The sequence below is a fragment of the Paraburkholderia sp. RL18-085-BIA-A genome (genome assembly GCF_046027075.1).
Taxonomy (GTDB): Bacteria; Pseudomonadota; Gammaproteobacteria; order Burkholderiales; family Burkholderiaceae; genus Paraburkholderia.
This window is the reverse complement of record NZ_JARESU010000057.1, coordinates 44848-57403: the sequence shown is the minus strand read 5'-3', so window position 1 is coordinate 57403 and position 12556 is coordinate 44848. Positions and strand designations below refer to the sequence as shown.

The following is a 12556-nucleotide window of genomic DNA, read 5'->3' as shown; positions in this document are numbered from 1 at the left end:
ATCTTCTTGAGGTAGTCGTGGCGCAGCGCGACGCTGTCGGTAGCTTCCGCAGCATATGCGTGCGCGTATTCGAGTGTGTGTGACGACAAGGCAAGCTCCTGTATGGCAAGAACGGATCAGCAGAGAGTTCACCAGGAGGCAGGCAGATAAGCGGACATAAAAAACCCGCCTCGTGGGGCGGGTTAATGTGTCACTGCTATCAGACGCGCGCTAACCCACCATTCGATGAATGATGCTAATAATCAGCGCAATACGGATGTCGAGGCAGTTCATGTAGTCGATCTTCGTTGAGTCGGCGCGCTTTGTCAACCCTGCTGCCGCCGACCCTTCGCCCAAGCACTCGCTTCACACGATGCCACGATCAGTCACGCACACCGCTCTGCTTTTTAAAGGCGCTGAGAATGCGCTTCTCCATCGCGTTGTAGTCACCGCCGAAGTGATGATCGCCCGACGTGCGAATCACCTCGATACCGCTTTTATCGAGCGCCGGACACAACGTGTCCTCCTCTTCCGCACCATAGAAGCACTGCACGATCGCGGCAGGCACCTTCGTCAATTCCGGCTGTACCTTCAAGGCCTTGTCGCTCGCGGGCATGCCGAGCCAGCCGCCCACCCGGATCTGAAAATCGGCATCAGGCGCAAAGCCGAGCAACGCGATCAGCGACACCTTCGCGCGCTGCGCTTGCGGCAGACGGTTGTACGCGAACGGCATCACGTCGGCGCCGAACGAATAGCCGATCAGCGCAATGTGCTCCGCGTGCCAACGCGCGCCGTAGGTCTGCATCACGCGCGCGAGATCGCGGCTGGTCTGCGCGGGCGGCTTCTCGCTCCAGAAATAGCGCAGGCTGTCCCAGCCGACCACCGACACGCCGTCTTTCTGCAACGCCTGCGCGATGGTCTTGTCGAGATCGCGCCAGCCGCCGTCGCCGGAAATGACGATCGCCATCAGGCCGTTCGGATGCGCGGCCGGCAACTCGATCAGCGGCAGATCGGAGACGTCGTCAGCGCTCGTCGACACGGCTTGCAAGTGCGGCGTGAGCAACGCGACGAGGCGCGCGCGATCGGCGTTGCCCGTGCTCGCCGTTTCGACGAAGCCCGGCACCTTGTCGCGGATCACCGTCGGGTCCGGCGGACACGGCTGGAAGCGCGCATCGAGCGCATGCTCGGCATCCACCGAGACCGCGCCGGCAATCGTGTTCGACGGCGCCTGTTCGAGCACGTGCATCGCGAGCGTCGCGCCCTGGCCCGTGCCCGCGACGATCGGCGCGAAATAGTGGCTCGATTGCGATTGCCGTTCGAGCTGGTGGCTCAACGCTTCGGCGTCGCCCACCAGTTGATGGCAGGTTTCCTTCTTCGCGCTCAGATTGGCCGCATAACGCGCGGTATCCACGCCGACGGTCAACGCGCCCGCTTTCGCAAGTGCATCGGCGGTTTGCTGGTCGGCTGCGGTCCAGCCGCTCGCCTGCGAATACAGCACCACGAAGCCGCGCAACGGGCCGGCCGGCTGGGTCACCGTGACATCGCCATAACGGCCGCCGGGCACGGTGGTGGTCGCCGCTTGCGCGAGTGCGCCACAGGTCACGAAGCTCGCCGCGACGGCGACCTTGAAGATCGAATGCAAAGTCATGAACGCCGGCCTCCTGCCAGCAATGACAGGTCCGCGAGCGTGAAGAACACGCCCACCGAACCCGACGCCGCGAGATAGCGCGGCTCCCAATGCGGCTGGAACTTGCTCTTGAAAGCACGCAGGCCGCGGAAGTTATAGAAGCGGCCGCCGAAGCGCCACACGACGCCGGCCAGCCGGTGCCAGCGCGACGCGAGCGGCGTCGGCTGCATGCCGGAGAGCGGCGCGATGCCGAGACTGAGCGAGCGGAACCCCGCCTGCTTCAGATGCAGCGCCAGTTGAGTGAACAGATATTCCATCGCATACGGCGACGCGCTTTCCACGTGACGCATCACGCCGACTGTCGCCTCGGTGTTCATATCGGTCGTCATGAAGGTGACGAACGCAGCGGGTTCGCCGTTCTGGCGTACCAGCATCACCGATTGCGCCGCGAGGTACTCGTCGTTGAACGCAGCCACCGAGAAGCTTTTCTCCCGCGCGTCGCGGCTGCCCAGCCAGCCGTCGGAAATCTCGCGCAGCGTTTCGAGCGACGCGGGCACGTTCGGCTGATCGATTACTTCGACCGTGAAGCCGTCGCGCTCGCCGCGCTTGAGCGCATAGCGCAGATGCGCGCGATGCGAGCCCTTCAGATCGAAATCGTCGAGCACAACATGCGCTTCCTCGCCGAGCTTCATCAGCGTCAGCCCGGCGTCGAGGTAAAGCGGCAATGCGTTGGCGCGCACCTGATAGAACGCCGCGCGCCCGCCGTGCGCATGCGCGAGCGCGACGAACTTGCGGATCAGACCGGCCCACTCTTCGCGCGGACCCACCGGATCATGCAGCGCGGCCCACGTGCGGCCGTTTTTCGCGTACATCAGGAACGCCTCGCGCGACTCGGAGAACAGGAAGCTCTTGTCGCCCATCAGCGCGAGACCGGCGTCGCTGCGCTCCTGCGCGCGCACGATCCGCGCCGCGTCGCGCAGATCTTCGGGCTCGGGTTTGACGAAACGGCCGGCCGCCGGACGCAGCAATTGCCAGAACGAAAAGGTCGCGGCGAACAGGCTCGCGGCCAGCGTCGCGCGCAACGCACGCGGCGCGCGCTCGTCGAACGCGAATTGCCACCACAGGTCGCGCGTGTACGGGACGTCGCGGAACGCGAACAGCATCACCCACGTGGCCAGCATCAGCACCATCGCAACCGATACCAGCCAGCCCGCCGTAAAGCGCTCCGCGAACAGCGACGAATGGCGATTGAAGCGCTGGCGTGTGGACACCAGCAGCACGATCAACATGCCGAGCACACCCGCCTCGACGAACGCGAGACCTTTGGTCAGGGAAAGCGCGAGACTCAGCACCGCGAGCAGCAGCGTCATCCACCACGCGGCGTCGAGACGCCGCAGCAAACCGCGCGCGACGAATAGCAGCAGCACGCCGAGCACGCTGCATAGCATCTGCGAGCTTTCAAGCACCCACAGCGGCACCAGGTCGCGCAGCATATGAATGCGTTGCCAGAACGCGGGCGTCGCGCTGGAAATCACCAGCATGCCGCCGACCACGAAGGTGACGAGGCTCAGAAACAGCGGCGCGAGTTCCGACGCGCGCTGCGCGTGCAGCCGCGGAAAGCGGTCTTTCAGCGCGCGGCCTTCGAAGCCCGCGAGCAACGCCGCCGAAACGATCAGCGGAACACCGAAATAAATCGCGCGATAGGCCAGCAGCGCGGCAACCATCTGATGCGTTTGCACGCTGCCGCTCAGCGTGAACACCATTGCCGCCTCGAAGACACCGACACCGCCGGGCGTGTGGCCGATCATGCCGAGCAGCATGGCTGCCGCATAGACGGTGATGAAGGTCACGAAGCTCACGTTCGCATGCGGCAGAAGCGCCCACAGCGCGAGGCCCGCGGCCACCACGTCGAGGACCGCGAGCGCCACTTGCGCGAGCAGATCGCGGCGCGCGGGAATGTCGAACGACAGCCACTCCCAGCGCGTGCGGATCGGGCGGGTTTCGCGGCGGCACGCGGCAGCCGCGAGCGTGAGCGCGATCAGCAGCGCCGCGCCGCTCCAGCGCAGCGTGTCGGGGGTGAGGTGCAGCAGCGGTGCGAGCTGGCCGGCCATGCCGAGCATGCCAAGCGCCGTCATCAGCACGAGCGCGAGCCCGAGCGACACGCTCGTGAACACCGTCATGCGGCCGATTTGCGCGGGCGTGATGTTCGCGACGCCGTAGACGCGCGCGCGCACGGCGCCGCCAGTCAACGCGCCGAAGCCAGTGGCGTTGCCGAGCGCGGAGCCCGCCGTTGCGCCGATCCACAGCGCCACGCGGGGCACGGCCGCGCCCAGGTAGCGCAAGCCGACGGCATCGCGTCCGACCAGCGCCACGTAGCTGAGCGCGGTGGCGCCGAGCGCGGCGGTCCACTCGCCCGGCCTGAGCTCGCGCAGCTGGCGGATCACCGAGCGGTAGTCGACCGCTTGCGACAAATGCTGCAAGACGACCAGCAGCAACCCGCAAATCACGAGCGCTAACAGAGGCGAGAGGATTTCCCGCTTGCCGAGCGTCTTGGAGAGGCGAGTGAGCATTGCGCGTAGCCGGTCGAATTTGTTGTTATGTCGATGGAACATGGTCAATGCGGGGGGCCTTGCGTGGAGCTGTCGCGACGATGGATCGTCCATCGCTGCGTCGCCTGATTTGGCGATTACAAAGGGATAACGGCAAAGTGTGCAAAAGGTTGACAGCGCAGGGTATTTCCCCGCTATTTAGCCGCTGGAGTGCGGAATATGCCGGTCAATATTGCCGGTTAAGGCTGTTTTTTGGGGCGCGGGTCGGTGGAAACCCGCACGCAGCCTGCAACGCGAATTTTCCCGCTCACATGCAGATGCAACCCTTTTTCGGTATGACTTTATCCCGCCGGCTTTTTTTAAAAAGGGAATTTTTGCCATCAAGATTTTCACCCGACGCGCCGTAATCGAGTCCAATGCCCGGTGAAATGCAGCGCGTTTACGGGGCGATGTCAGGGAATTGAAGGTGAATAATGAAGATGGCGGATCAGGATTGGCTGACGACAGGCATTTATCTGATCGGACTACTGGGGACGGTGTTATTGATGAGCGCCTTGTCCACGCGATCGAACCGGATGCGCGCCGCGGCTTCGACCGGACCGGCCGGCGCCGATGACTAGCCGCGCAGCACACTTAAATTCGGCATTGACAGCGCAAGGGACTTTCGGCTGAACCGGGTCGCGCCATGGCCGCCGATTCAACCGCCCCAGATTTTGCGGAGCCACATAGCACAGCGCCCGCTATATGAGCGGGCGTTGTGCGATAGATCACGGCGGTGCGCTGCCTGAACAGCCCGAAAAGCGCAAAGGCCGCGAACTCGACGGATCAGCGCTTTCCGGCGCCCCACCCTGCTTTACGGCCAGAGCAGCGGCGCGCCTAGCCTTACAGCGGACGGCGATAAGCTTCCGCGATCACGGCGCAGTTTTGCAGATGCAGGTTCAGCGCATGCAGCGCCAGAGCGCGCAGTTTGCCGAACAGGCTGACGTTAGCGGCGGAGGTTGCACGGGCGGCGGTGTTGGAAGCGGTGTTCATGGTCGGACTCCTGTATAGGGTTTATACCTAGGCAATAACCCGATTATAGTCTTCTTATGCGGCACCGCAACAACTATTAACGAGACAGCGGATCTGTTGCGTCGTCGTCACACCAGCGGGCGCGAACCATAAAGGGCGCCATCACCATGCTGCACTATTAACAATCCGCACCGTACAGGTGCAATAATGCCCCTTTGCCTGCGACAACCCGCCGCAGCCTTGCCTTCATGACCGCCGTCCAGAAAGCTCTGATTGCGCCCCTTATCGTCGCCTGCGCGATGTTCATGGAAAGCGTCGATGCGAACGTGATCGTCACCGCGTTGCCCGCGATGGCGCGCGACTTCGGCCGCGATCCGGTCACGCTGAAAATCGCGGTGACGAGCTACGTGCTGGGACTCGGCGTGTTCATTCCCGTATGCGGCTGGCTGGCCGACCGTTTCGGCGCGCGCACGATCTTCCGCACCGCAATCGGCATCTTCGTGACGGGCTCGCTCTTGTGCGCGGCGTCCAACTCGCTCGCCACGTTCACGCTCGCGCGCTTCGTGCAAGGCGTCGGCGGCGCGATGATGGTGCCGGTCGGGCGAATCATCATCTTTCGCGTGGTGGACAAGTCCGACTTCATCCGCGCGATGAACTACCTGAGCGTGCCCGCGATGCTCGGCCCCGCGGCGGGCCCGCTGCTTGGCGGCTTCATCACCACTTATCTGCATTGGCGCCTGATTTTCTTCATCAACGTGCCGATCGGCATACTCGGCATTTATCTGACCAACAAGTACATCGCCAACACGCGCGAGCCGCATCCGGGCCCGCTCGACTGGATCGGCTTCCTGCTGTCGGCGGCGGGCGCGGTGCTGCTTCTGCTTGGCCTGTCGCTGGTGGGCGGCGAACTGATTTCCAACGCCGACGCGTTCGGCATGTGCGCGAGCGGCGCCGTGCTGCTCGCGGTCTACGTCGCTTACGCGCAGCGCGTCGAACGCCCCCTGCTGGACCTGCGCTTTTTCAAGGTGCCGACGTTTCAGGCCAGCGTGCTCGGCGGCTCGCTGTTCCGGATCGGCCTCGGCGCATTGCCGTTCCTGCTGCCGCTGATGCTGCAGGAAGGCCACGGCATGAGCGCGTTCCAATCCGGCCTGATCACCTGCGCGTCAGCGTTCGGCGGCATGTTCATGCGCACGGTCGCATCGAGCGTGCTGCGGCAATTCGGCTTCCGCTCCGTGCTGGTGGTCAACGCGGCGCTTTCCGGATTGTCGATCGCGGCATGCGGGCTGTTTTTTCCGAGCACGCCGACGTGGATCATCTGGATGGTGGTGCTGCTCGGCGGCTTCTTCCCCGCGCTGCAATTCACCAGCCTGAACTCGCTAACCTATGCGGAGATCGCCAGCCGCGACGTGGGACGCGCGACGAGCCTCGGCAGCGTCGTGCAACAGATGTCGCTCGGGCTCGGCGTGACGGTCGGCGGGATCGTGCTGCAGATTTCGCGCATGCTGCACGGGCATCCGAGCATCACGTGGTCGGATTTCTGGCCGGCGTTTCTGGTGGTCGGCCTGTGTTCGTTCGCGTCGATTCCGGTCACGCTGCGCATGCCGCGCGGCGCCGGCGCGGAAATCTCGCGCGGCGGCCGCGGTTGAGCGCCGCGCGCACGTTTTACACGTTGGTCACGCGTTCCTCACCCGGCTCTCAAGCGTTCTTGCGGATCACGCTCACTTCGCCGTTGCGTTCGAGAATCGCCGCGGCCACGTTGTCCATCGTGCGTGATCCGGTCTTTTGCCGCACGCTTTCCTGCACGTCGGTCGAAGTGATCAGCGCGGCATCCATTTCGTGCGCGTTGAACGCGCCGTTGCTGAACACCTCGCGTTCAACGCCGCCCACCAGCCGCTCGAGCCGGCGCGAGCGCATGCAGCCCCACGCCAGCATCCGGTGACACAGCACGATCGCCAACGACGCGACGACGGTGGCGACGAACGGCGACGCGCCGACGATCGCGCGGCTCAAGGTGGCGCCGAGCAGGATCACCACCACCGAATCGAATGGTGAGCGTTGCCCGAACGAGCGCCGGCCCGATACGCGTATCAGCACGAGCGCGATCAGGAACACGGCGATCGAGCGCATGCCCATCTGTAACGGGTCGAGATTCCTGCCCTCGCCGAACAGTACGAAGATCGCGTCCATCATATCGCCCTCCTCGCGGCGTGCCGCCGTCTCGATCTTCTGTTATCCGAAACAAATTCCAGATGCCTTGCGACTTTCACGCGCGTCAGCCCGTCGCCCATGCCGCCAGCGTGTCGCCGAAGCCGCCCCGCGCGCGGGCCGCAGCGCGTGCGCTCGTAATCACACGCGGCGCGGCGCTCCACGCGATGCGCGCACCGATCGCAATCAGCCGGTCGACCAGCGCCACGTCTTCGCTGCACGTGAGCGGCGGAAAGCCGCCGGCGCGCCGGTAAGCCTCGGCCGACACGCCGAGATTCGCGCCGTGCACGTGACGATGCCCGTCCGCATCGACGTAGGTCTTGCGAAAATATTCGCGCACGCTGCGCGGATGCGAGCTCCAGTCGTCGACCGCGATCGAGCCGCATACCGCGTCCGCATCCTGCGCCAGTTGCGCAACCAGCCAGCCTGGCGACACACGGCTGTCGGCGTCGGTGAACGCGAGCCAGCGGGCACCTTCCGCGAGCAGCAGGTCGGCGCCCGTCGCACGCGCAATGCCCACGTTGCGCGCCTTCAGCGTCAGTGTTTGCACGCCGTAAGCTCGCGCGATCGCGCCGGAAAAGTCGTCGCACGCATCAAGCACGACCACGACGCGCACCACTTCGCCCGCGAGGTCCTCGTGGCGCGACGCTTCGATCAGCGCCGCGAGGCAAGGCGCCAGCAAGGCCTCTTCGTTATGTGCCGGAACGATCACGCCGATCATAGGAGCCCCTCGCGTTGCGCTACCGAACGCGCGTCGCGCGACCAGACGTCGATCAGCAGATCGGCTTCGTCGTGATGCGCGAGACGCGACAAGCCGCAGCGCGCATCGAACAACGCATGCGCGGCGTCGGCGGATTCGAGCGCTTCGGCGAAAGGCCGGCGCCAGTGACAGGCGAGCAGCGTGCCGTCGGTCGTCAGCGACGCGGCGATCCGCGCGGCCAGCGTTTCCAGCTCGGCTGCATCGAGGTAGTAGGCAAATTCGCTGATGACGATCAGATCGAACGGTCCGGCTTCGGTCGGCCATTCACGCGGCACCGTGCGCTGCTCGACACGGACCTGCGGCGCGCCGGCCACGCGCTCGCGCGCGAGGAGGACCGCCCGCTCGTGGAGATCCACGGCGAGCAGCGCATCGCAACGGTTCGCGAGTTCGACGCTCAGTTCTCCATTCGCGCAGCCGGGTTCGAACGCGTTCCGATAACGCGGGCGCGGTAGCAACGCGAGTGTGAGCGAACGCTTGCGGCGTTCATACCAGCCTTCGCGCAGCTTCCACGGATCGTCGCTCGCTTTGTAGAGTTCATCGAAATACTGCGTGGCCGACATCTCAGCGACCCTCCGCGCTTCGGATCAAAGCGTCCACGGCGTACCTCCGAAGGTGGATGTGTCGACGGCGCGAGGCGACGCGATCAGTTCGCCGAGCGCGGCGAGGTCGCGTTCCGCGTGACTCTGGCGCAGAAACACCGGCAGGTCCGCCAACGCGCGCGCGAAGCGCGCATTACGGCACAACGGGCCCGCGCCGAGCGCACGCGTCGCGTGATTCATCACGGCGCTCGCCGCCTCCTCGACGACCAGACGCGCGCGCAGCGCTTCACGCTGCGCGTCGGCTCGCGGATTCGCGTCGATATGGGCGGCGGTTTCGCGCAACACGGCAGCCGCCCCTTGCAGCGCGACATCGACCGCGCCGACATGAGCGAGGCGCTGCGCATCGGCGCGCTGCGCGCAAGCGTCGCGCAACATCCGGCCGATCTGCGCGGCGGCGCCGTACCAGCACGCGGCAATGCCGGCGCCGCCCTGCCAGAAGCCAGGACGGCGCACATACGCACGCGCCGCGCCCACCAGCATCGCCGGGGTGCGATCGAACATGACATCCGCGCTTGCCGTAGCCCGCATGCCGACCGCTTGCCAGTTCGATGCGTCAATCGAGATCGTCGGCTGATCCATTGCGACGGCGACGAGCACCGGCTGTTCATCCAGCCACGCGGTGACGAGCGCGTGACTGACGACAGCCGCGCCCGAACACCAGGCTTTGGTACCGGCGAGCTGAACCTGCCCGCCATCGCTTCGGATTCCTACTTTGCTGGCCTGCACGCGGGCGTCAGGGGGCTCGGCGGCCCACACACCCCAGCAACTGCCCGCCGCCGGCGCGGGACCGTGCAATTCGGCGAGGATGGCGAGTGCATCCGTGTGGCCTTCGAACAGTTTGACGAGGCCCAGGTCGCACGCGGCAACCGCCGCCAGTGCGCCCCAGCGGGCCAGCGTCCGGCCGTGACCGGGCAATGGCAGAAGAGGCGCGCGGTCGTAGCCGCGCTCGACCATCTCGCGCAACAGAGCGCCGAGCGCAGCCGGGTCGTTCGGATCGAAACGCGCGGCGTGCAGAAAATCATCCAGCGACGCGGCCGTTTTCGCGCCGCTTCGCGGCTCGCGCGTCGGATCTGAATCGCGGCGGCCGGATTTGCCGGCGCCCGGCCGGCGCCGCGCATTGACGCCGGCCGCAAGGTCACGCGTATCGAGCATCGTGCCTCCCTGAAGCAGTTCGATTTGCCGCCTGCGGACTGTGCAAAGCCGCGGCATATGCAAAGGCCCAGCAAACGACGTGCCCCGGCGTCGAACGCCGGCGAGCCGACGTCTTCAGGCGGCTCAGTTTCAGGAAGGTGGAGTGAAGCGCGCGAAGCCGCGCACCGTACGGGCCGGCAGCGGCAAAGGGATCAGAGCAACGATGGAAACAACCCGGCCGCTTCGACGATTCAGACCGAATCGCCCTTGCCGTGGCGCGCTTCGGCCTGCGCGAGCAGCGCGTCGAACTGCGCGAGTTCCACCGGTTTCACCAGATGCGCATGAAACCCGGCAGTGCGAGTCTGTTCGCGGTCGCTGGCGTGGCCGAAGCCAGTCATGGCGACGAACATCGTCCCGGCCAGTTCGGGCATCACGCGCAGGGCGGCGAGCGTCGCGTAGCCGTCCATTTTCGGCATCGCAATGTCGATCACCGCCAGTTGAGGCACGAAGCGCGGCGCGATCTCCAGCGCCTGCTCGCCGCCGTACGCGATGCGCACTTCGTGGCCCTTGAGTTCGAGCAGCATGGCGAGGCTGTCGGCGGAATCGTGATTGTCGTCGACCAGCAGGATCCGCAACGGCGGCACCTCGGGCGCGACCGCTTGCGTCTCGTCGGCGGCGGCCTCCGGCGACGCGGCGGCGAGCGGCAGACTCAGCGTGAACGTGCTGCCGCACCCGAGCCCCTCGCTGCTCGCGAAGATACTGCCGCCATGCATCTCGACCAGCGATTTGCACAGCGTGAGGCCGATGCCGAGACCGCCCTCGCCCGAATTCTGGGCGGCTTTTTCCTGCGCGAAAAGTTGGAAGATCTTGTCGAGCGATTGCGCCGGAATCCCGCATCCCGAGTCGCGCACTTCGAGCACCGCCATGCGGTAGTCGATGCGGCCCGTGACATCGATACGGCTGCCCGCCGGCGAGAATTTCGACGCGTTGTGCAGCAGGTTTTGCAGTACCTGCACGAGACGGGTCATGTCGCCGCGAATGGACACTGGTTCGTCGGGCACATGCGGCACGACGAGCTGCTCGTGCGCGTCGGTGAACGGCCGCGCCGCCTCGATCGCGCGCGTCATCAACTCGCCCAGATCGACGCGGCCGACGCGCAATTCGATCTTGTCCGACATGATCCGGCCCACGTCGAGCAGATCGTCGACCAGCCGTGTCAGATGGGTCACCTGGCGGTCGATCAGATCGCGCGAATGCATCATCGCGGGACTCAGCCCGGTTTCGAGCTGCATCACGCCGACGGCGTTGCGCACCGGCGCGAGCGGATTGCGCAACTCATGCGCGAGGGTCGCCAGAAACTCGCGCATGCGTTCGCTCGAGCGCTCCAGTTCTTCGCGCTGACGCCGCTCGGTCAGATCGCGCGTGACTTTGGCGAAGCCGCGCAAGCGATTCGATTCGTCGTGCACGGCCGTGATGGTGACGTTCGCCCAGAAGGTCGAGCCGTCCTTGCGCACGCGCCAGCCTTCGTCTTCCACATGGCCGAGCTGCCGCGCGATGGCCAGCTCCCGCGCCGGTTTGCCGGCCGCGGCTTCTTCGGGCACATAAAACAGCGAGAAATGCCGGCCGACGATCTCTTCGCGCGTATAGCCCTTGATGCGCGCGGCGCCCGCGTTCCAGCTCACCACGTAGCCTTGCGGATCGAGCATGAAGATCGCGTAATCCTTGACGCAATCGACCAGCAGACGGAAGCGCTCCTCGCTTTGCCGCAACGCTTCCATATACTCGCGTTGGGCGGTAAGGTCGCGCGTGACCTTGGCGAAGCCGGTGAGTACGCCCGCCTGGTTGCGGATCGCCGTGATCACGACGTTCGACCAGAACATGGTGCCGTCCTTGCGCACCCGCCAGCCTTCGTCCTCGAAGCGGCCCGTGAGCGACGCCTGTTGCAGCTCGTAGGTCGGCCAGCCGCGCGCCACGGCTTCCTGGGTATAGAAGCGCGAGAAATGCTGGCCGATGATTTCCTGCGCCGTGTAGCCCTTGAGCTTCTGCGCGCCGACGTTCCAGCTGACGATGTGCCCGGTCGCATCGAGCAGGAAGATTGCGTAGTCTTCGATCGCCTGCACGAGCATCGAGTAGTCGACGCCGACGGCGGGGGTCGTGGGGGCTGCGGCGGCGCCTCGGTCGGGCTCGCCGTCTTCGCGGGCGGAAGGAACATCAAGCTGGTTCATGACGCGCAAGTATAGAGGTTCCGGTCAAAGGATACACCGCGCATGGCATGGTGCTTTGCCTATCGTTTCACCCGATGGATGCCTTCACGGCCGATGCGCTGCTGCTTTGCCGCGTCGGCAGAAAACGATCGCGCCGGGCCCCGCTTTTGCTATGAGGTGACTGTTGCTACATCGTCATCGCATGCGGTCAAAACAGGAGCCCCAATTGAAACGAACGAAACACGCACTCACCACCCTCACGCTCGCCGCGACGCTCGCATTGGCCCATGCCGCGGCTCACGCGGAAGGCTGCACCAAAGGCGCGGTGGTGGGCGGCGTCGCCGGACACGTCGCCGGGGACCACGGCGTAGCGGGCGCAGCCGCGGGCTGCGCGATCGGCCATCACGAAGCGAAGAAGAAGGACAAGGCTGCGAGCGCGGCCGCCGCTGCGAGCGAGCCTGCAGGAAAATAACCCCCGCTCTGCAGGTAAA

Annotated in this window: 11 protein-coding genes; 3 read left to right on the top strand and 8 right to left on the bottom strand. The window is 65.5% G+C overall.

What is annotated here, in order from left to right; genetic code table 11:
* Window positions 1-361: 361 nt before the first annotated feature.
* Window positions 362-1627: a virulence factor family protein gene (locus P0D89_RS30135; protein WP_408357713.1), complete on the bottom strand. Its 1266-nt coding sequence runs from the start codon at window positions 1625-1627 to the stop codon at window positions 362-364.
* On the bottom strand, window positions 1624-4176 hold the full coding sequence (gene mprF, locus P0D89_RS30130) for a bifunctional lysylphosphatidylglycerol flippase/synthetase MprF (protein WP_408357712.1): 2553 nt from the start codon (window positions 4174-4176) through the stop codon (window positions 1624-1626). Before mprF ends, P0D89_RS30135 begins: the two co-directional genes overlap by 4 nt.
* A 452-nt stretch (window positions 4177-4628) precedes the next feature.
* Here mprF and P0D89_RS30125 point away from each other — a divergent pair, with 452 nt between their 5' ends.
* Window positions 4629-4775 carry a hypothetical protein gene (locus P0D89_RS30125; RefSeq protein WP_408357711.1) on the top strand — a complete coding sequence of 49 codons (147 nt, stop codon included), beginning with the start codon at window positions 4629-4631 and terminating at the stop codon, window positions 4773-4775.
* Window positions 4776-5037: 262 nt separating this feature from the next.
* Here P0D89_RS30125 and P0D89_RS30120 read toward each other — a convergent pair whose 3' ends face one another.
* Window positions 5038-5187: a hypothetical protein gene (locus tag P0D89_RS30120; protein WP_408357710.1), complete on the bottom strand. Its 150-nt coding sequence runs from the start codon at window positions 5185-5187 to the stop codon at window positions 5038-5040.
* A 227-nt stretch (window positions 5188-5414) separates the two neighbouring features.
* Between P0D89_RS30120 and P0D89_RS30115 the strand changes: the two genes are divergently transcribed.
* Window positions 5415-6812, top strand: coding sequence for an MFS transporter (locus P0D89_RS30115; protein ID WP_408357709.1), 1398 nt, complete (start codon window positions 5415-5417; stop codon window positions 6810-6812).
* A gap of 49 nt (window positions 6813-6861) precedes the next feature.
* On the opposite strand, the gene P0D89_RS30110 is transcribed toward P0D89_RS30115, so the two are convergent.
* The 5 genes from P0D89_RS30110 to P0D89_RS30090 form a co-directional block, all read right to left on the bottom strand.
* A complete protein-coding gene (locus P0D89_RS30110; RefSeq protein ID WP_408357708.1) occupies window positions 6862-7356 on the bottom strand; it encodes a DUF421 domain-containing protein in 495 nt (164 codons plus the stop codon).
* A gap of 82 nt (window positions 7357-7438) precedes the next feature.
* Window positions 7439-8092, bottom strand: a complete 654-nt coding sequence (locus P0D89_RS30105; protein ID WP_408357707.1) for a glycosyltransferase family 2 protein — start codon at window positions 8090-8092, stop codon at window positions 7439-7441.
* The gene (locus P0D89_RS30100) at window positions 8089-8691 is read right to left on the bottom strand and encodes a class I SAM-dependent methyltransferase (RefSeq protein ID WP_408357706.1); all 603 of its coding nucleotides are present in this window, start codon (window positions 8689-8691) and stop codon (window positions 8089-8091) included. The genes P0D89_RS30105 and P0D89_RS30100 overlap by 4 nt, the downstream gene beginning before the upstream one ends.
* Before the next feature lie 24 nt (window positions 8692-8715).
* Complete coding sequence (locus P0D89_RS30095) at window positions 8716-9882, bottom strand: acyl-CoA dehydrogenase family protein (protein ID WP_408357705.1); 1167 nt, start codon at window positions 9880-9882, stop codon at window positions 8716-8718.
* A gap of 230 nt (window positions 9883-10112) precedes the next feature.
* Window positions 10113-12086, bottom strand: a complete 1974-nt coding sequence (locus tag P0D89_RS30090; protein WP_408357704.1) for a PAS domain-containing hybrid sensor histidine kinase/response regulator — start codon at window positions 12084-12086, stop codon at window positions 10113-10115.
* A 205-nt stretch (window positions 12087-12291) separates the two neighbouring features.
* Between P0D89_RS30090 and P0D89_RS30085 the strand changes: the two genes are divergently transcribed.
* The gene (locus tag P0D89_RS30085) at window positions 12292-12537 is read left to right on the top strand and encodes a hypothetical protein (RefSeq protein ID WP_408357703.1); all 246 of its coding nucleotides are present in this window, start codon (window positions 12292-12294) and stop codon (window positions 12535-12537) included.
* The last annotated feature ends 19 nt before the right edge of the window (window positions 12538-12556 follow it).